Below are 20386 nucleotides of genomic sequence, written 5' to 3'. Positions count from 1 at the left end.
AAAAGTGTTAGTAACCGTTGATCAAAAAATCGAGTGCATCCCGCAATGAAGCCCGGTTTTGCGTAAGATCGGCGACACGCTCGCCTAACTCTTTTGGCGATATGCCTGCCATCATGTGCATCATGACCACGCAGAGCTTACCCGCTATCTCAACGACAGGGCACACTTTCGCAGGCGGTTGAATGCCTCCCAGGTGGCTAAGCTCAACTGCGGGGGCGACCAGGATATGCTTCATCACATTGGCCACGGGATGCTGCATATTGATTAGCCAGGGATAGGCAGTTTTCCCCTTACCTTCATTCTCATAAGCAAAATATTGCTCCATCAGAACGACCTCTGAAAGTCACTAAAAGAGCCGTTTTCATCAACCCACTGGTTAATGGCCTCAATAGAAGCTTTATTTTCTGCTAACCACTCGGCGCGCTGATGCGCACGAAACTGCTCCTGCAGCGCAGCCGTGAGTACAGCGGATAGATTAAGTTTAAGCCGTCGCGCCTCTTCAAGAATTTCTGGTGCTAACGACACATTAACTGATTTTTTAATGCCTTGAGTAGTGCGCATGAGAACCCCCATCGGAATGCGCATGAATTGGCGAAGAGTAGCGTAATAAACGAGCATTTTCTATTCCCTTAAAAATGTAAGGTCTGAAGAGTAAATGGCGCTTTATAAGGTGTCACGCCTCGCAAAACGGTTTTGCGAGGCGCTTTCAGAGATTAATATTCATCCCGCTCGTCGTCTTCATCCGGCTGTTCCATCACGCTGTACGCCACCGCGCAGAACAACGAGTTGAGACGTTTCATATCCCCCAGCAGCCCCAGGTGCAGCGAACTCGTTTCGATACTCTGCACGTTCTGCTGATGCAGACGCTCAACGTGGGCGTGCGAGTAGCGGCGGTTCAGAATACGGAAACGATGCTTGTTGCGGCGCAGGCGGCGCGCACTCGGCACGTCGCTGGAGAAGAACACCGACATCGCCAGCTTGAGGTTGCTGACCAGCTGTTCGTGCAGCGCCTCCAGCTCCTTCAGGCCTTCACCTGAAAATGCGCGACGCGCGGCAAGGGATTTGTCGGCAATCTCGCTGCCCATGCGCTCAACGATATCTGAGGCCTGCTCCAGGTTAAGCGACATCTCGATAATTTCCGCCCAGCGGCGGGACTCCTCCTCCGCCAGTTCATCCTGCGGAATACGCGCAAGATAGAGCTTGATGGCGGTATAGAGCACGTTGATGTCGTCCGCCAGTCTGCGCAGCTCTTTCTCTTCACGTGGCTCGCCGTGCATCACCTTTTGCAGCCCTTCGAGCATGGTTTCCATCGCATCGCCTATACGCAGCGTCTCACGGGCAGCATTCGCCAGCGCCAGTGCAGGGGTGTCCAACGCGGACGTATCCAGATGCTTAGGTTTCAGACGCGCATCCAGCTCCGGTTCATCCTGAATAAGTCGTTCACAGAAACGGGCCATCGGCTCAGCAAAAGGCACCATCGCCAGGCAGCGCACCAGGTTATAGAAAACGTGGAAATAGATCACCAACTCCGCCTTCGGCAGCGGAAGGTTGTCCATCAGGTTCGCCAGCGGGTGGATAAAGGGCAGGATAATCAGGCTGCCCACCAGCTTGAACAACAGGCTGCCAAGCGCTACGCGACGGGCGGCAGCATTAGCGGCACTGTTGTTGAGCATCGCCAGCAGGCCAGAACCGAGGTTAGCCCCGATCACCAGACATAACGCGACCGGGAAGGAGATCACCCCTGCAGCGGTGAGTGTTGCTGTCAGCAGTACCGCAGCCAGGCTCGAGTAACTGACGATGGCAAACACTGCACCGATCAGCGCGTCCAGCATGATGTCGCCAGTCAGCGAAGCGAAGATGACCTGAACACCATTAGCCTCGGTAATGGGAGTGACCGCCTGCACAATCAGTTCCAGCGCCAGCAGGATAAGCCCCAGGCCAATCCCTACGCGTCCGAGCTGTCCGGCTCGCGTTTGTTTGCGGCCGAGGAAGAAGATGACGCCAATAAAAATCAGCAACGGCGACAGCCAGGAGAGATCAAAGGTAAGGATACGCGCCATCAACGCGGTACCTACATCAGCACCCAGTACAATCACCAGCGCCGGGGCCAGCGCCACCAGATCTTGCGCCACAAACGAGGTGACAAGCAGCGTCGTGGCGTTGCTGCTCTGAACCAGTGCCGTTACGCCAATACCCGCGCAGAAGGCGAGCGGTTTCTTCTCAACGCTGCTGCTGAGAACGGTACGTAAACGGGCACCAAATACGCGCATCACGCCGGTACGGACAATATGGGTGCCCCATACCAGAAGTGCGACTGCGGAGAGCAGATGTAACAGAATCAGCACGGAAGATGTTCCTCCTTATCGTTATTCGTTTTCCCTTGGTTCAGTATAAGGGTTTAAACGTAATAAAGAGACAGGGCGCCCAATGAGCGCCCTGTTTGTTGTAAGGAAAAGTGACGTCAGTCCGCGTCGTAGCCTAAATTCGGCGCTAGCCAACGCTCCACTTCAGAGACACTCATACCTTTGCGCAGGGCGTAATCTTCGATTTGATCGCGTTGCAGCTGCGCCACGGCGAAGTACTTGCTGTCAGGATGGCTGAAATACCAGCCGGAAACGGACGCCCCTGGCCACATGGCGAACGACTCGGTGAGTTTCATCCCTGTATGCGCTTCAACATCCAGCAGCTTCCAGATGGTTCCCTTTTCGGTGTGTTCCGGGCAGGCCGGGTAGCCAGGTGCCGGACGAATCCCCTGATAGTTTTCGCGGATCAGTTCCTCGTTGCTGAGGTTCTCATTGGCCGCGTAGCCCCAGAGTACCTTACGTACGCGCTCGTGCAGGTACTCGGCGAAGGCTTCCGCCAGGCGGTCGGCAATCGCTTTGACCATGATTTTGTTGTAATCATCGTGCTGCGCTTCGTACGCATCCGCCAGGGCATCTTCTTCCAGACCACCGGTTACGGCAAATGCGCCGATGTAATCGGCTTTACCAGAAAGCTTCGGCGCAACGAAATCGGCCAGGCAGTAGTTCGCGAAACCCACTTTCTCGGTTTGCTGACGCAGATGGTGACTCACCGCCAGCACGTGAGTGCGGGTTTCATCGCGATAGATTTCAACATCGTCGCCCACGCGGTTCGCCGGAAACAGCCCCACCACGCCACGCGGGTTGAGGGTTTTCTCCACACTCAGTTTGTCGAGCATCTCGTTGGCATCTTTAAACAGGCGCTGTGCTTCTTCACCGACTACTTCGTCTTCGAGGATGCGCGGATATTTGCCCGCCAGCGACCAGGTCATAAAGAACGGCGTCCAGTCGATGTAGTTGCGCAGCGTCTCGATGCTGGCAGTCACATCCTGCACGCCCAGACGATGCGCGACAGGTGGCGTATAGCTCGACCAGTCAAACGCCAGATCGTTATCGCGTGCCGCCTGCAACGTAACAGGCGGTGTGCGCGGTTTCTTGCGACCGTGCTGAATACGGACGGTTTCGTACTCTTTGCGGGTGCGCGTAACAAACTCGTCGCGCTGGGTGTCAGAGAGCAGCGCGGACACCACGCCTACCGTTCGCGAGGCATTTTGCACGTAGACCGTTGGACCACTGTAGTTCTGCTCGATTTTCACCGCCGTGTGCGCTTTTGAGGTGGTCGCCCCACCAATCAGCAGCGGAATGGTAAAGCCCTGACGCTCCATCTCTTTCGCCACGTTGACCATCTCATCAAGCGACGGGGTGATCAGCCCGGAGAGGCCAATCAGGTCGGCATTCACTTCACGTGCGGTTTTGAGGATTTTGTCCGCAGGTACCATCACGCCAAGATCGATAATCTCGTAGTTATTACACTGCAGCACCACGCCGACGATATTCTTGCCGATGTCGTGAACATCGCCCTTCACGGTGGCGATCACCATTTTCCCGTTGCTGGAGCCTTTCTCTTTGCTGGCTTCGATAAACGGTTCAAGATAGGCCACCGCCTGCTTCATCACGCGGGCGGATTTCACTACCTGCGGCAGGAACATTTTGCCCTCACCGAACAGATCGCCAACCACGTTCATGCCGTCCATCAGTGGCCCTTCGATCACTTCAATCGGACGTGCGGACTGAAGACGCGCTTCTTCGGTATCCAGTTCGATAAACTCGGTAATACCTTTCACCAGCGAATATTCCAGACGCTTTTTCACATCCCAGGAACGCCACTCGGCCTGCTGAACGTTGGCTGCTTCATCCGATTTACTGCCACGGTATTTCTCCGCCAGATCCAGCATCCGCTCGGTGGCATCGTCACGACGGTTCAGGATCACGTCTTCTACCGCGTCGCGCAGTTCTGCCGGCAGGTCGTCGTAAATCGCGAGCTGTCCGGCGTTTACGATCCCCATATCCATCCCGTTACGGATGGCGTAGTAGAGGAACACGGCGTGAATAGCTTCACGCACCGGGTCGTTACCGCGGAACGAGAACGATACGTTCGATACACCGCCGGAGATCAGCGCATGCGGCAGCTCGCGCTTAATGTCTTCACACGCGCCGATAAAGTCCTGGGCGTAGTTGTTGTGCTCTTCAATCCCGGTCGCCACAGCGAAAATGTTCGGGTCAAAGATGATGTCTTCCGGGGGGAAGCCTACCTCTTCGGTCAAAATTTTGTACGCACGGCGGCAAATCTCAATCTTGCGCTCGCGGGTGTCTGCCTGGCCCACTTCATCAAAGGCCATAACCACAACGGCCGCGCCGTAACGGCGTACCAGCTTCGCGTGATGGATAAAGATATCAACGCCTTCTTTCATCGAGATGGAGTTAACGATGCCTTTACCCTGAATGCATTTCAGCCCTTTCTCGATGACTTCCCACTTAGAGGAGTCAATCATGATCGGCACGCGGGCGATGTCCGGTTCACCGGCAATCAGGTTGAGGAAACGCACCATCGCCGCTTCGGCATCGAGCATCCCCTCATCCATGTTGATATCAATAATTTGAGCACCGCTCTCAACCTGCTGGCGGGCGACGTCCAGCGCTTCGCTGTACTTCTCTTCTTTAATCAGACGTTTGAACTTTGCTGAACCGGTGACGTTAGTACGCTCACCCACGTTCACAAACAGGCTGTCGTCACCGATGGTCAACGGCTCAAGGCCGGAGAGACGACAGGCAATAGGCAGCTCAGGTAATTTTCGTGGCGGCAGCCCGGCCACCGCATTGCTCATGGCCGCGATATGCTCAGGCGTCGTGCCGCAGCAGCCACCGACGATGTTCAGGAAACCAGACTCGGCCCACTCGCGGATTTGCGCCGCCATGGTGTTGGCATCGAGATCGTATTCACCAAACGCGTTCGGCAAACCGGCGTTCGGGTGCGCGGTGACGTAACATTCCGCAATGCGCGACAGTTCCTGTACGTACTGACGGAGTTCATCTGGCCCCAGTGCGCAGTTCAGGCCGAAGGAGAGCGCTTCGGCGTGGCGCAGTGAGTTATAAAAGGCTTCGGTTGTCTGGCCGGATAAGGTACGGCCGGAGGCGTCGGTAATGGTGCCGGAAATCATGATCGGCAGGTCAACGCCCAGCGCCTCGAACTCCTCTTTCACCGCGTAAATCGCGGCTTTAGCGTTGAGGGTATCGAACACCGTTTCAATCAGGATCAGATCGGAACCGCCTTCCACCAGCGCTTTGGTCGATTCGCGGTAGGCGGCAACCAGCTGGTCAAAGGTGATATTACGAAACGCCGGGTCGTTCACGTCCGGTGAAATCGACGCGGTGCGGTTGGTAGGGCCAAGCACCCCGGCAACGTAGCGCGGCTTGTCCGGCGTGCGGGCCGTCCACTCGTCGGCGCAGGCGCGCGCCAGCTTCGCGGCTTCAAAGTTGATTTCCGCCGACAGGGATTCCATCTGGTAATCCGCCATGGCGATGGTTGTCGAGTTGAAGGTGTTGGTTTCAACGATATCTGCACCCGCTTCGAAGTACGCGTTGTGGATATCGGTAATGACTTGCGGCTTGCTCAGCACCAGCAGGTCGTTGTTACCCTTCAGATCGCATGGCCAGTCGGCAAAGCGCTCGCCGCGGAAATCGTCTTCGCTCAGACGATAGCCCTGGATCATAGTGCCCATGCCGCCGTCCAGCACCAGAATTCGTTCATTTAACTGCGCACGCAGTTGCTCTACTTTGCTGCTCACACTTGCTCCCGACAACGCTCAACAAGGCCAAAAGGCTGCATTCCATACTGGCATAATCTCGCAGGGTGGAAAAGTCACACAGGGGTAACATGAGACATGTTCACTATCACTCCTCCGATCAGTCAGGATAACGGTTGCAAATTCACCAAATAAAACGAAAATGATTTCCACGATACAGAAAAAGGAGATCGTCATGGTCGCGACCGTTCCCGCTAAACGCGGCAGAAAACCTGCTGCTACCACCGCCGCACAACAGGGCGGACAGGTTCAATCGCTCACGCGCGGTTTGAAGCTGCTGGAGTGGATAGCCGAGTCGCACAACAGCGTGGCCCTGACGGAGCTGGCCCAGCAGGCTGGCCTGCCGAACTCCACAACGCATCGACTGCTGACCACCATGCAGCAGCTGGGCTTTGTCCGTCAGGTCGGTGAGCTGGGACACTGGGCTGTAGGCGCGCATGCGTTTATCGTCGGCAGCAGCTTCCTGCAAAGCCGTAATCTGCTGGCGATTGTGCACCCGATCCTGCGCAAGCTGATGGAAGATTCCGGCGAGACGGTAAACCTGGCGGTACTCGACCAGAGCGACCATCAGGCGATCATCATCGACCAGGTACAGTGTACGCAGCTGATGCGTATGTCGGCCCCCATTGGCGGCAAGCTCCCTATGCACGCCTCCGGGGCGGGGAAAGCGTTTCTGTCGCAACTGAGCGAAGAGCAGGTGACGGGGTTATTGCACCGTAAAGGGTTGCACGCCTACACCCACGCAACGCTGGTTTCGCCGGTGCATCTTAAAGAGGATCTGGCCCTGACCCGCAAACGCGGCTATTCGTTTGATGACGAGGAACATGCTCTGGGCCTGCGTTGCATTGCAGCCTGTATCTTTGACGAACACCGCGAGCCGTTCGCCGCCATCTCCATCTCCGGGCCGATTTCACGCATGACGGATGATCGCGTGACCGAACTGGGTGCGCTGGTGATTAAGGCGGCGAAAGAGGTGACGCTGGCGTATGGTGGGATTCGTTAAACCGCACGCAAAACCGCTGCTTACGTCGATAGGCGTACACATCTTCAACATGCCCATTCTTAATTCGCGTTTGCAATCCACGCCAGTAACTGGCGTGGAACAGATCGTCGTGCATCTCTGCGAATAATGGCCCAATTCGCGGGTCAGCGCACAGCCAGTGGCGGAACTCCTCAGGAAATACATCACCCGGCGAGACGCTGTACCATGGCTCACCGGAGAGTTCATCTTCCGGATAGCGGGGCTGCGGGATGTCGCGGAAATTCACCTCAGTCATGTAACAAATTTCATCGTAATCGTAGAACACGACGCGCCCGTGGCGGGTGACGCCGAAGTTTTTAAACAGCATATCCCCCGGGAAGATATTGGCGGCAGCAAGCTGGCGAATCGCATTGCCATACTCTTCAATGGCATCGCGAAGCGCCTGACCTTCGGACTGCTCCAGCCAGATGTTCAGGGGCACCATACGGCGTTCAATGTAGAGATGGTTAATCACAATTTTGTCACCAATATCGGTGATTTTGCCGGGTACTTCCTGCATTAAAAGCGCCATTAGCGCCGGATCGATCTGCTGCTTATCCAGCACAAAGTTTTCGAATTCCTGGGTATCGGCCATGCGTCCAACACGGTCGTGCTCTTTAACCAGCTGGTAGCAGGCGCGGACATGTGCAGCCGTCATCTCTTTTTGCGGCGCGAATCTGTCTTTAATTACCTTAAAGACCCGGTCAAAGCCCGGCAGCGTAAACACCAGCATTACCATGCCGCGAATGCCCGGTGCTTCGATAAACTTCTCATCAGCGGCAGTGACATAGCGCAGGTATTCCCGGTAGCTTTCCGTTTTAGCGTGCTTCTGGCAACCAATCGCCATATACAGCTCGGCGGTGGTTTTGCCCGGCAGGATCTCGCGCAACCATTCCACGAGCGCGGCAGGTAACGGCGCGTAGACCATAAAGTAGGAACGGGCGAAGCCAAACACAATGCTGGCTTCGGCGCTGGTGGTCAGACAGGTATCGACAAACAGTTCGCCGTCGTCGGTGCGGTGGATCGGTAACAGAAACGGCACGATGGCTGCCGGCGTAACCAGTTTGCCCACCAACCAGGCGGCTTTATTGCGATAGAACAGTTCATTGGCGACCTGCAAATGGCTGTGCCCAAGAACGTCCTCGCCGAAGGTTTCAGTGAGATGCGCGTGGATATAGCCGATATCCCGGGTTTTATTCTCCCAGGGTAAACGCAGCGGCAAGTCTGTTAACACGCGGTGCAGGAGCTTTTCCCACCCGCGATCGGGAAAGAAATCTTTCGCCAGCGGACGAGGAATAGTACGAAAACGCCGCTCGGGCTGGGAGCTGAAAATAAATAACCGCTCAGGAGATAATGAGCGGTGGTCAAATAACCGACAATAGACGGAGTTAAAGAAGCTCTCCGCAATCTCGAAGCGCGGGTAATCGGGTAACAAACGGGTGTAGTGCTCTTTCACGCGCAGTAAAAATTCCGCGTCTGGACTTTTACCGTCGGTGATACAGCGCAACTGCTCCACCACCAGACCCACATGGTGGTCGTAGAGATGGATACGCTGCTTCATGGCCTGCTGAACCGCATGCCAGTCTGCATGTTCGAAGCGCTGCTGCGCGCCGGAGGTCACTTCCAGAAAACGGCCATACTGGGCATCGAAGCCCTGCAAAATAGTTTGGGCAATCAGTAATTCCAGACCACGCGACATATATCCCCCCTCACCCCAACCCTCTCCCCGAGGGGGGAGAGGGGGAAAAGTTTAGAACTGTGCTTCTTCGGTTGATCCCGTTAAGGCGGTGACGGAGGAGGTGCCGCCCTGAATAATCGTGGTCACATTATCAAAGTAGCCAGTTCCCACCTCCTGCTGGTGAGACACGAAGGTGTAGCCATCTTTACCCGCGGCAAATTCCGGCTGCTGCACCTTCTCAACGTAGTGCTTCATGCCCTCACCCTGCGCATAGGCGTGCGCCAGGTCGAACATGTTGAACCACATGCTGTGGATGCCTGCCAAAGTAATGAACTGGTATTTGTAGCCCATGTCGGACAGCTGCTGCTGGAAGCTGGCGATTGTCTTGTCGTCCAGTTTTTTCTGCCAGTTGAAGGACGGTGAGCAGTTGTAGGCCAGCAGTTTGCCCGGGTACTTCGCATGAATGGCATCGGCAAAGCGTTTTGCCAGAGCCAGATCCGGCGTGGAGGTTTCGCACCAGACCAGGTCCGCATAAGGAGCGTACGCCAGACCACGGCTTATCGCCTGCTCAATACCGGCATGGGTACGATAGAACCCTTCGCTGGTACGTTCACCGGTAATGAACTCGCTGTCGTACGGGTCGCAATCTGAGGTAATCAGGTCAGCTGCATCCGCATCCGTACGGGCAATGACCAATGTCGGCACGCCGAGCACGTCAGCAGCCAGACGCGCCGCAACCAGTTTCTGAATCGCCTCCTGGGTCGGGACCAGCACTTTGCCGCCCATATGTCCGCATTTCTTCACTGACGCCAGCTGGTCTTCGAAGTGAACGGCCGCTGCACCGGCCTCAATCATCGATTTCATCAGCTCGAAGGCGTTCAGCACGCCACCGAAACCCGCTTCCGCATCCGCAACTATCGGCAGGAAGTAATCAATAAAGCGCGGATCGTTTGGCTCAATGCCTGCCGCCCACTGGATCTGATCCGCACGGCGGAAGGTGTTGTTGATCCGATCCACGACCGACGGTACGGAGTTAGCCGGATAGAGCGACTGATCCGGGTACATGCTGGAGGCCAGGTTAGCGTCCGCCGCGACCTGCCAGCCGGACAGGTAAATGGCTTCTATCCCCGCCTTTGCCTGCTGCAGTGCCTGACCGCCCGTCAGCGCGCCAAGGCTGTTGATGTAACCTTTTTTGGAACCACCGTGCAGCAGCTTCCACATTTTCGCCGCGCCATTTTGCGCCAGCGTGCATTCCGGATTGACCGAGCCGCGTAATTTCACCACTTCCTCCGCGCTGTACGGACGGCGGATGCCTTCCCAGCGAGGTTGTGTCCACTCTTTCTTTAATTCTTCGATTTGTTGGGTACGGGTTTTCATGTGCAGATGCTCCATATTGTTATGTGGTGAGTTACGCCAGGAAGCGGTAGCCCGGCAGGGTCAGGAAGTCGATTAAGTCATCTGATGTGGTGATTTGCTCCATCAGGCGCGCAGCGTCGTCAAAACGTCCACTGCTGAAGCGGTGTTCGCCCAGCTCGTCCTGGATCACCCGCATCTCTTCGGCCAGCATCTGGCGGAACAGGGATTTGGTTACCGGCTTACCATTGCTGAGTGTTTTTTGATGGTGGATCCACTGCCAGATGGAGGTCCGTGAGATCTCCGCCGTCGCGGCATCTTCCATCAGGCCGTAGATCGGCACACAGCCGTTGCCGGAGATCCACGCTTCGATGTATTGCACGGCGACGCGAATATTGGCACGCATGCCCTCTTCAGTGCGTTCACCCGCACACGGTGCCAGCAGTTGCTCTTCGGCTGTTGGCGCATCGTCTTCACGCGTGACAAACAGCTGGTTTTTATTGTCGCCAAGCACGCGGTTGAATACCTCCATCGCGGTATCGGCCAGGCCCGGATGTGCAATCCACGTCCCGTCATGACCATTGCGTGCTTCAAGCTCTTTATCGGCTTTCACCTTGTTGAGTACCTGGCTATTACGCTCCGCATCTTTGCTTGGAATAAACGCGGCCATGCCGCCCATCGCAAAGGCACCACGCTTGTGGCAGGTTTTGATCAGCAGACGCGAGTAGGCGCTCAGGAACGGTTTATCCATGGTGACAACCTGACGATCCGGCAGTACGCGATCGGGATAATTCTTCAGGGTCTTGATGTAGCTGAAAATGTAGTCCCAGCGCCCGCAGTTCAGGCCGACAATGTGATCGCGCAGGGCATGCAGAATTTCATTCATCTGGAACACGGCAGGCAGCGTTTCAATCAGCAGCGTGGCTTTGATAGTGCCGCGCGGCAGGTTGAATCGATCTTCCGCATAACTAAACACCTCACTCCACCAGGCCGCTTCCTGCCAGGATTGGGTTTTCGGCAGATAGAAGTAAGGGCCGCTACCTTTTGCCAGCAGGTTTTTGTGGTTGTGGAAGAAATAGAGCGCGAAATCAAACAGGCTGCCCGAAATGGCTTCCCCACGCCAGGTGACGTGTTTTTCAGGCAGGTGCAGCCCGCGTACGCGGCATATCAGCACCGCCGGGTTCGGTTTGAGCTGGTAAATTTTGCCGGCTTCGTTGGTATAGCTGATGGTGCCGTTCACGGCGTCGCGCAGATTGATCTGCCCGTCGATAACTTTGTTCCAGTCTGGCGCCAGTGAGTCCTCAAAATCAGCCATAAAGACTTTAACGTTCGCGTTCATGGCGTTGATCACCATTTTGCGCTCTACCGGCCCCGTGATCTCAACCCGGCGATCCTGTAAATCTTCAGGGATGCCGCGGATTTTCCACTCACCGCGACGAATGGAAGCGGTTTCCGAAATAAAACCAGGCAACTTGCCATCGTCAATTTCCTGCTGCTGATGAATGCGCGCTGCCAGCAGCTTATTACGCTGTGGCGTAAAGCGCGTTACCAGTTCAGTCAGGAATTCTACCGCTTCCGCCGTCAAAACTTGCTGTTCTTGCTCGCCATACGGCTGGGTAAAGGCCAGTTCATCGACCGTCGTTGCCTGTTGAGTCATCACTCTGCTCCTCATCAAAGATCCAAATTCACATCCCCAATGCGAACGAAAGATCGTTGTGTAGTTTTCGCTCAGCAGAATTAAGACTATCTATATTTTTTCCAAAATCAAAAACAATTTCCATTTTAATTTAATTTTAGATCCAATTTATTGATTTAATTGAAATTAAAGTTTTATTGAGTGGTGAGTGGCATTTCGGAAATAAAAAAGGCACCCGAAGGTGCCTGATCTGAATAGCTGAAACGCTTTAGGATCGTTTAGTGCAGAAGATTACTCCAGCGTCGGATTCATGTGACGCAGATCGTATGGTGTGATTTGGTAGACGTAATAGTTGAGCCAGTTCGTAAACAGCAAATTCCCGTGGCTGCGCCAGGTTGCTCTCGGTTTGTTTTGCGGATCGTTTTTCGGGAAATAGTTGTACGGAACATCCGGATTCAGACCCGCTTCGACGTCACGGAAAAACTCAGCCGCGAGGGTGTTTGGGTCATACTCGGGATGCCCGGTGACAAAAGCAATACGCTTATCTTTGCTGGCAAACAGGTAGGCATCACCGTCTTCCGTTTCAGCCAGGATCTCCAGATCGGTGTAATCGCGGATCAGTTGTGCCGGGAAATCGGCATAGCGAGAGTGTGGGGCAAGGAAAGTGTCATCAAATCCGCGCGTCAGTAATGCGTGTGGATGCAGAATATGGTGTTCATATACGCCAGAGAGCTTTTCAGTGCGGGTTTGCTTTGGAATGCCATACAGGATATTCAGTGCCGCCTGGACCGCCCAACAGACAAAAAGCGTGGAGGTGACGTGATCTTTTGCCCACTCCAGCACCTGTTTTATCTGCGGCCAGTAGGCAACATCATTGAATTCAACCAGGCCCAGTGGTGCTCCCGTTACAATCAGTCCATCGAAGTTTTCATCGCGGATGTCATCGAAGTTACAGTAGAAATTGTTCAGATGCTCAGAAGGTGTATTTCGCGACTCACGGGCATCAATTCGTAGCAGCTGGATATCAACCTGAAGCGGGGAGTTCGAAAGCAGACGAAGAAACTGGTTTTCTGTTTCGATCTTTTTTGGCATCAGATTGAGAATAAGCACCTTCAGCGGGCGAATTTCCTGACCTGTAGCGCGTGAAGCCGTCATGACAAAGACATTTTCTTCACGTAAGAAATTGACGGCTGGTAGCTCGTCCTGCACCCGAATCGGCATAACCTTATATCCTCACAGCATACGTATAAACGTTTAGACATCCAGACAGCTAACGATAACCAGAAATGATCTGAATGTCGAGTCTGCAAGTGAAAGGTGAGAAAGTTTCAAGGAGGGAATGTGTAAGATCCAAAGCAAAAAACCCCGCACCTTACGGTACGGGGTTCTTCTTGTTTGATGCCTGGCAGTTCCCTACTCACATGGGGAGACCCCACACTACCATCGGCGCTACGGCGTTTCACTTCTGAGTTCGGCATGGGGTCAGGTGGGACCACCGCGCTAAAGCCGCCAGGCAAATTCTGTTAATCTGTATCAAGGCTGAAAATCTTCTGTCTCTCTTCGCCGAAACAGCTTCGGCGTTGTAAGGTTAAGCCTCACGGTTCATTAGTATCGGTTAGCTCAACGCATCGCTGCGCTTACACACCCGACCTATCAACGTCGTAGTCTTCAACGTTCCTTCAGGACTCTCAAGGAGTCAGGGAGAACTCATCTCGGGGCAAGTTTCGTGCTTAGATGCTTTCAGCACTTATCTCTTCCGCATTTAGCTACCGGGCAATGCCATTGGCATGACAACCCGAACACCAGTGATGCGTCCACTCCGGTCCTCTCGTACTAGGAGCAGCCCCCCTCAATTCTCCAGCGCCCACGGCAGATAGGGACCGAACTGTCTCACGACGTTCTAAACCCAGCTCGCGTACCACTTTAAATGGCGAACAGCCATACCCTTGGGACCTACTTCAGCCCCAGGATGTGATGAGCCGACATCGAGGTGCCAAACACCGCCGTCGATATGAACTCTTGGGCGGTATCAGCCTGTTATCCCCGGAGTACCTTTTATCCGTTGAGCGATGGCCCTTCCATTCAGAACCACCGGATCACTATGACCTGCTTTCGCACCTGCTCGAGCCGTCACTCTCGCAGTCAAGCTAGCTTATGCCATTGCACTAACCTCCTGATGTCCGACCAGGATTAGCTAACCTTCGTGCTCCTCCGTTACTCTTTGGGAGGAGACCGCCCCAGTCAAACTACCCACCAGACACTGTCCGCAACCCGGATTACGGGTCTACGTTAGAACACCAGCCATTAAAGGGTGGTATTTCAAGGGCGGCTCCACGCAGACTGGCGTCCACGCTTCAAAGCCTCCCACCTATCCTACACATCAAGGACCAGTGTTCAGTGTCAAGCTATAGTAAAGGTTCACGGGGTCTTTCCGTCTTGCCGCGGGTACACTGCATCTTCACAGCGAGTTCAATTTCACTGAGTCTCGGGTGGAGACAGCCTGGCCATCATTACGCCATTCGTGCAGGTCGGAACTTACCCGACAAGGAATTTCGCTACCTTAGGACCGTTATAGTTACGGCCGCCGTTTACCGGGGCTTCGATCAAGAGCTTCGCGTTGCCGCTAACCCCATCAATTAACCTTCCGGCACCGGGCAGGCGTCACACCGTATACGTCCACTTTCGTGTTTGCACAGTGCTGTGTTTTTAATAAACAGTTGCAGCCAGCTGGTATCTTCGACTGATTTCAGCTCCACCCGCAGGGGCTTCACCTACATATCAGCGTGCCTTCTCCCGAAGTTACGGCACCATTTTGCCTAGTTCCTTCACCCGAGTTCTCTCAAGCGCCTTGGTATTCTCTACCTGACCACCTGTGTCGGTTTGGGGTACGATTTGATGTTACCTGATGCTTAGAGGCTTTTCCTGGAAGCAGGGCATTTGTTACTTCAGCACCGTAGTGCCTCGTCATCACACCTCAGCGTTAATAAGGTACCGGATTTACCTGGAACCTCCGCCTACATGCTTAAACCGGGACAACCGTCGCCCGGCTAACATAGCCTTCTCCGTCCCCCCTTCGCAGTAACACCAAGTACAGGAATATTAACCTGTTTCCCATCGACTACGCCTTTCGGCCTCGCCTTAGGGGTCGACTCACCCTGCCCCGATTAACGTTGGACAGGAACCCTTGGTCTTCCGGCGTGCGGGCTTTTCACCCGCATTATCGTTACTTATGTCAGCATTCGCACTTCTGATACCTCCAGCATCCCTCACAGGACACCTTCAACGGCTTACAGAACGCTCCCCTACCCAACAACGCATAAGCGTCGCTGCCGCAGCTTCGGTGCATGGTTTAGCCCCGTTACATCTTCCGCGCAGGCCGACTCGACCAGTGAGCTATTACGCTTTCTTTAAATGATGGCTGCTTCTAAGCCAACATCCTGGCTGTCTGTGCCTTCCCACATCGTTTCCCACTTAACCATGACTTTGGGACCTTAGCTGGCGGTCTGGGTTGTTTCCCTCTTCACGACGGACGTTAGCACCCGCCGTGTGTCTCCCGTGATAACATTCTTCGGTATTCGTAGTTTGCATCGGGTTGGTAAGCCGGGATGGCCCCCTAGCCGAAACAGTGCTCTACCCCCGAAGATGAGTTCACGAGGCGCTACCTAAATAGCTTTCGGGGAGAACCAGCTATCTCCCGGTTTGATTGGCCTTTCACCCCCAGCCACAAGTCATCCGCTAATTTTTCAACATTAGTCGGTTCGGTCCTCCAGTTAGTGTTACCCAACCTTCAACCTGCCCATGGCTAGATCACCGGGTTTCGGGTCTATACCCTGCAACTTAACGCCCAGTTAAGACTCGGTTTCCCTTCGGCTCCCCTATACGGTTAACCTTGCTACAGAATATAAGTCGCTGACCCATTATACAAAGGTACGCAGTCACACCACGAAGGTGCTCCCACTGCTTGTACGTACACGGTTTCAGGTTCTTTTTCACTCCCCTCGCCGGGGTTCTTTTCGCCTTTCCCTCACGGTACTGGTTCACTATCGGTCAGTCAGGAGTATTTAGCCTTGGAGGATGGTCCCCCCATATTCAGACAGGATACCACGTGTCCCGCCCTACTCTTCGAGTTCACAACCTGTGCATTTTTCGTGTACGGGGCTGTCACCCTGTATCGCCGGACTTTCCAGACCGTTCCACTAACACACAAGCTGATTCAGACTCTGGGCTGCTCCCCGTTCGCTCGCCGCTACTGGGGAATCTCGGTTGATTTCTTTTCCTCGGGGTACTTAGATGTTTCAGTTCCCCCGGTTCGCCTCGTTAACCTATGTATTCAGTTAACGATAGTGTGACGAATCACACTGGGTTTCCCCATTCGGACATCGCCGGGTCAAAGGTTCATATCACCTCGCCGGCGCTTTTCGCAGATTAGCACGTCCTTCATCGCCTCTGACTGCCAGGGCATCCACCGTGTACGCTTAGTCGCTTAACCTCACAACCCGAAGATGTTTCTTTCGATTCATCATCGACTTGCGAAAATTTGAGAGACTCGAACACACATTAACTGTGTGTCGTTTCAATTTTCAGCTTGATCCAGATTTTTAAAGAGCAAATATCTCAAACATGACTCGCAAGTCAGTTTTGAGATATGACGGCAGGTGACTTTCACTCACGAACCAGCAAGTGGCGTCCCCTAGGGGATTCGAACCCCTGTTACCGCCGTGAAAGGGCGGTGTCCTGGGCCTCTAGACGAAGGGGACGTATAAGTCTCAATCGCAAGACGCCTTGCTATTTACTTTTCATCAGACAATCTGTGTGAGCACTACAAAGGCAGGTTCTTTAAGGTAAGGAGGTGATCCAACCGCAGGTTCCCCTACGGTTACCTTGTTACGACTTCACCCCAGTCATGAATCACAAAGTGGTAAGCGCCCTCCCGAAGGTTAAGCTACCTACTTCTTTTGCAACCCACTCCCATGGTGTGACGGGCGGTGTGTACAAGGCCCGGGAACGTATTCACCGTAGCATTCTGATCTACGATTACTAGCGATTCCGACTTCATGGAGTCGAGTTGCAGACTCCAATCCGGACTACGACGCACTTTATGAGGTCCGCTTGCTCTCGCGAGGTCGCTTCTCTTTGTATGCGCCATTGTAGCACGTGTGTAGCCCTACTCGTAAGGGCCATGATGACTTGACGTCATCCCCACCTTCCTCCAGTTTATCACTGGCAGTCTCCTTTGAGTTCCCGGCCGGACCGCTGGCAACAAAGGATAAGGGTTGCGCTCGTTGCGGGACTTAACCCAACATTTCACAACACGAGCTGACGACAGCCATGCAGCACCTGTCTCAGAGTTCCCGAAGGCACCAATCCATCTCTGGAAAGTTCTCTGGATGTCAAGAGTAGGTAAGGTTCTTCGCGTTGCATCGAATTAAACCATGCTCCACCGCTTGTGCGGGCCCCCGTCAATTCATTTGAGTTTTAACCTTGCGGCCGTACTCCCCAGGCGGTCGACTTAACGCGTTAGCTCCGGAAGCCACGCCTCAAGGGCACAACCTCCAAGTCGACATCGTTTACGGCGTGGACTACCAGGGTATCTAATCCTGTTTGCTCCCCACGCTTTCGCACCTGAGCGTCAGTCTTTGTCCAGGGGGCCGCCTTCGCCACCGGTATTCCTCCAGATCTCTACGCATTTCACCGCTACACCTGGAATTCTACCCCCCTCTACAAGACTCTAGCCTGCCAGTTTCGAATGCAGTTCCCAGGTTGAGCCCGGGGATTTCACATCCGACTTGACAGACCGCCTGCGTGCGCTTTACGCCCAGTAATTCCGATTAACGCTTGCACCCTCCGTATTACCGCGGCTGCTGGCACGGAGTTAGCCGGTGCTTCTTCTGCGGGTAACGTCAATTGCTGAGGTTATTAACCTCAGCACCTTCCTCCCCGCTGAAAGTACTTTACAACCCGAAGGCCTTCTTCATACACGCGGCATGGCTGCATCAGGCTTGCGCCCATTGTGCAATATTCCCCACTGCTGCCTCCCGTAGGAGTCTGGACCGTGTCTCAGTTCCAGTGTGGCTGGTCATCCTCTCAGACCAGCTAGGGATCGTCGCCTAGGTGAGCCGTTACCCCACCTACTAGCTAATCCCATCTGGGCACATCTGATGGCAAGAGGCCCGAAGGTCCCCTCTTTGGTCTTGCGACGTTATGCGGTATTAGCTACCGTTTCCAGTAGTTATCCCCCTCCATCAGGCAGTTTCCCAGACATTACTCACCCGTCCGCCGCTCGTCACCCGAGAGCAAGCTCTCTGTGCTACCGCTCGACTTGCATGTGTTAGGCCTGCCGCCAGCGTTCAATCTGAGCCATGATCAAACTCTTCAATTTAAAAGTTTGATGCTCAATGAATTAAACTTCGTAATGAATTACGTGTTCACTCGTTGAGACTTGGTATTCATTTAGTGTCCGAAGACATTAAGAATCCATGTCACTTTGAGTGCCCACACAGATTGTCTGATAAATTGTTAAAGAGCAGTTGCAACGCGGCTTTCAGCTCACCGTTGCGAGGTGGCGTATATTACGCTTTCCTCTTTCAGAGTCAACCCGTTATTTCAGGATTTTTTCTCTTCAACCGACCGGGTTGTTTGTGAAGTGATTCACATCTGCCGTGTCGATGGAGGCGCATTATAGGGAGTTCTCCGCAGGCCGCAACCGAAAAGTTGCAAAAAAATGACTGACTGCTGCATTCCCCAGCAAAACCCCGCTTTATACCTTTTTACACACAGAGTTATCCACAATGATACGAAAAAGTGAAAATGTGCGAGCGTTGCGCAAACGTTTTCGTTAAAATGTTCGCGCTTAACAAGGATGCCCTGTCAGGTGTGTTAGATGAGTTTTTCGCTGGAAAATTCATCTAACGCTCTCTGTAATCGTGAAATCCAGGGGATTTACCATGCAACAACGTCGTCCAGTCCGCCGCGCTCTGCTCAGTGTTTCTGATAAAGCCGGTATTGTCGAATTCGCTCAGGCACTTTCTGCACGTGGTGTGGAGCTGCTTTCCACAGGCGGTACCGCTCGCCTGTTAGCAGATAAAGGTCTGTCGGTAACCGAAGTGTCCGATTACACCGGTTTCCCGGAAATGATGGATGGACGCGTCAAAACCCTGCATCCGAAAGTCCACGGCGGTATTCTTGGCCGCCGCGGTCAGGACGACGCCATTATGGAAAAACATGATATCGCGCCAATCGACATGGTCGTCGTTAACCTCTATCCGTTCGCTCAGACTGTTGCCCGCGAAGGCTGCTCGCTGGAAGATGCCGTAGAGAATATTGATATCGGCGGCCCGACCATGGTGCGCTCCGCTGCCAAGAACCATAAAGATGTGGCTATCGTGGTGAAGAGCAGCGACTACAACACCATTATTAATGAGATGGATGCCAACGAAGGGTCACTGACTCTGCAAACGCGTTTCGATCTCGCCATCAAAGCATTCGAACACACCGCTGCATACGACAGCATGATCGCCAACTACTTCGGTAGCCTGGTGCCGGCTTACCACGGTGAAAGCAAAGATCCTTCTGGCCGCTTCCCGCGCACCCTGAACCTGAACTTCATTAAGAAGCAGGATATGCGTTATGGTGAGAACAGCCACCAGCAGGCAGCCTTCTATATAGAAGAAGAAGTCAAAGAAGCCTCGGTTGCTACCGCTCAACAGGTTCAGGGCAAAGCGCTTTCCTATAACAACATCGCTGACACCGATGCTGCGCTGGAATGTGTGAAAGAGTTCAGTGAGCCTGCCTGCGTTATCGTCAAGCACGCCAACCCATGCGGCGTCGCGGTAAGTAGTTCTATTCTGGATGCCTACGATCGCGCCTACAAAACCGACCCGACCTCCGCGTTCGGCGGTATTATCGCCTTCAACCGCGAGCTGGATGCTGAAACGGCACAGGCCATCATCTCCCGTCAGTTTGTCGAAGTGATCATCGCGCCATCCGCATCTGAAGAAGCGCTGAAAATCACCTCTGCAAAACAGAACGTGCGCGTGCTGGTTTGCGGCCAGTGGGCTGAGCGTGTACCAGGCCTGGACTTCAAACGCGTGAACGGCGGTCTGCTGGTTCAGGACCGCGACCTGGGTATGGTGACAGAAGCCGACCTGCGCGTGGTGACCAAACGTCAACCAACCGAGCAGGAACTGCGTGATGCGCTGTTCTGCTGGAAAGTGGCGAAATTCGTGAAATCCAACGCCATTGTCTACGCGAAAGAGAACATGACCATCGGGATAGGTGCAGGCCAGATGAGCCGTGTCTACTCTGCAAAAATTGCCGGGATTAAAGCAGGTGATGAAGGTCTGGAAGTGAAAGGCTCCGCCATGGCGTCTGACGCCTTCTTCCCGTTCCGTGACGGTATCGATGCTGCCGCAGCAGTAGGCATCACCTGTGTGATCCAGCCTGGCGGTTCCATTCGTGATGACGAAGTGATTGCCGCTGCCGATGAACACGGTATTGCGATGATCTTCACCGACATGCGCCACTTCCGCCATTAAT

General features: G+C 54.1%; 10 protein-coding genes, 1 tRNA gene and 3 rRNA genes. 2 read left to right on the top strand and 12 right to left on the bottom strand.

Annotated features, from left to right (window positions below; genetic code table 11):
* Window positions 1-7: 7 nt before the first annotated feature.
* The 4 genes from ACLHV8_RS01220 to metH form a co-directional block, all read right to left on the bottom strand.
* Entirely contained in the window at window positions 8-325 is a 318-nt protein-coding gene (locus tag ACLHV8_RS01220) for a CcdB family protein (protein WP_208594794.1), read from the bottom strand.
* Window positions 325-618, bottom strand: coding sequence for a type II toxin-antitoxin system CcdA family antitoxin (locus tag ACLHV8_RS01215; RefSeq protein ID WP_049007761.1), 294 nt, complete (start codon window positions 616-618; stop codon window positions 325-327). Before ACLHV8_RS01215 ends, ACLHV8_RS01220 begins: the two co-directional genes overlap by 1 nt.
* Window positions 619-713: 95 nt before the next feature.
* Window positions 714-2345, bottom strand: coding sequence for a Na/Pi cotransporter family protein (locus tag ACLHV8_RS01210; protein WP_049007762.1), 1632 nt, complete (start codon window positions 2343-2345; stop codon window positions 714-716).
* A 116-nt stretch (window positions 2346-2461) separates the two neighbouring features.
* Complete coding sequence (gene metH / locus ACLHV8_RS01205) at window positions 2462-6145, bottom strand: methionine synthase (protein WP_208594792.1); 3684 nt, start codon at window positions 6143-6145, stop codon at window positions 2462-2464.
* A gap of 193 nt (window positions 6146-6338) precedes the next feature.
* On the opposite strand from metH, the gene iclR reads away from it, so the two are divergent.
* A complete protein-coding gene (gene iclR, locus ACLHV8_RS01200; RefSeq protein ID WP_075204663.1) occupies window positions 6339-7166 on the top strand; it encodes a glyoxylate bypass operon transcriptional repressor IclR in 828 nt (275 codons plus the stop codon).
* Here the strand turns inward: iclR and aceK are convergent.
* The 8 genes from aceK to ACLHV8_RS01160 all read right to left on the bottom strand — a co-directional run bounded on the left by aceK (window position 7120) and on the right by ACLHV8_RS01160 (window position 18230).
* On the bottom strand, window positions 7120-8883 hold the full coding sequence (gene aceK, locus ACLHV8_RS01195; RefSeq protein WP_410376739.1) for a bifunctional isocitrate dehydrogenase kinase/phosphatase: 1764 nt from the start codon (window positions 8881-8883) through the stop codon (window positions 7120-7122). The two genes, iclR and aceK, sit on opposite strands and share 47 nt — an antisense overlap.
* Window positions 8884-8934: 51 nt before the next feature.
* Window positions 8935-10239 (bottom strand): isocitrate lyase, encoded by a 1305-nt coding sequence (gene aceA, locus ACLHV8_RS01190; protein WP_028017988.1) that lies wholly within the window; start codon window positions 10237-10239, stop codon window positions 8935-8937.
* A 31-nt stretch (window positions 10240-10270) separates the two neighbouring features.
* The gene (gene aceB, locus ACLHV8_RS01185) at window positions 10271-11872 is read right to left on the bottom strand and encodes a malate synthase A (RefSeq protein ID WP_208594790.1); all 1602 of its coding nucleotides are present in this window, start codon (window positions 11870-11872) and stop codon (window positions 10271-10273) included.
* A gap of 270 nt (window positions 11873-12142) precedes the next feature.
* A complete protein-coding gene (metA, locus tag ACLHV8_RS01180) occupies window positions 12143-13072 on the bottom strand; it encodes a homoserine O-succinyltransferase MetA (RefSeq protein ID WP_028017990.1) in 930 nt (309 codons plus the stop codon).
* Window positions 13073-13251: 179 nt separating this feature from the next.
* Window positions 13252-13365, bottom strand: a 5S ribosomal RNA gene (gene rrf / locus ACLHV8_RS01175).
* A 70-nt stretch (window positions 13366-13435) separates the two neighbouring features.
* Window positions 13436-16340: ribosomal RNA gene (locus ACLHV8_RS01170) — 23S ribosomal RNA — on the bottom strand.
* 192 nt (window positions 16341-16532) lie between these two features.
* A tRNA-Glu gene (locus ACLHV8_RS01165) sits at window positions 16533-16608 on the bottom strand.
* Window positions 16609-16693: 85 nt separating this feature from the next.
* Window positions 16694-18230 (bottom strand): 16S ribosomal RNA (locus ACLHV8_RS01160).
* The 16S, 23S and 5S rRNA genes sit together here with 1 tRNA gene alongside, the layout of an rRNA operon.
* Before the next feature lie 565 nt (window positions 18231-18795).
* Here ACLHV8_RS01160 and purH point away from each other — a divergent pair.
* On the top strand, window positions 18796-20385 hold the full coding sequence (gene purH / locus ACLHV8_RS01155; protein ID WP_129325403.1) for a bifunctional phosphoribosylaminoimidazolecarboxamide formyltransferase/IMP cyclohydrolase: 1590 nt from the start codon (window positions 18796-18798) through the stop codon (window positions 20383-20385).
* Window position 20386 lies beyond the last annotated feature (1 nt).

The sequence above is a fragment of the Enterobacter sp. CPE_E863 genome (genome assembly GCF_046521465.1).
GTDB classification, from domain to species: domain Bacteria; phylum Pseudomonadota; class Gammaproteobacteria; order Enterobacterales; family Enterobacteriaceae; genus Enterobacter; species Enterobacter adelaidei.
This window is presented reverse-complemented; position numbering and strand designations above follow the sequence as displayed.

Bases quoted from the DNA above. Each gene is read 5' to 3' on its own strand.
- ACLHV8_RS01220 (WP_208594794.1), bottom strand. From the start codon at position 325: ATGGAGCAATATTTTGCTTATGAGAATGAAGGTAAGGGGAAAACTGCC.
- ACLHV8_RS01215 (WP_049007761.1), bottom strand. From the start codon at position 618: ATGCTCGTTTATTACGCTACTCTTCGCCAATTCATGCGCATTCCGATG.
- iclR (WP_075204663.1), top strand. From the start codon at position 6,339: ATGGTCGCGACCGTTCCCGCTAAACGCGGCAGAAAACCTGCTGCTACC.
- aceK (WP_410376739.1), bottom strand. From the start codon at position 8,883: ATGTCGCGTGGTCTGGAATTACTGATTGCCCAAACTATTTTGCAGGGC.
- aceA (WP_028017988.1), bottom strand. From the start codon at position 10,239: ATGAAAACCCGTACCCAACAAATCGAAGAATTAAAGAAAGAGTGGACA.
- aceB (WP_208594790.1), bottom strand. From the start codon at position 11,872: ATGACTCAACAGGCAACGACGGTCGATGAACTGGCCTTTACCCAGCCG.
- metA (WP_028017990.1), bottom strand. From the start codon at position 13,072: ATGCCGATTCGGGTGCAGGACGAGCTACCAGCCGTCAATTTCTTACGT.
- purH (WP_129325403.1), top strand. From the start codon at position 18,796: ATGCAACAACGTCGTCCAGTCCGCCGCGCTCTGCTCAGTGTTTCTGAT.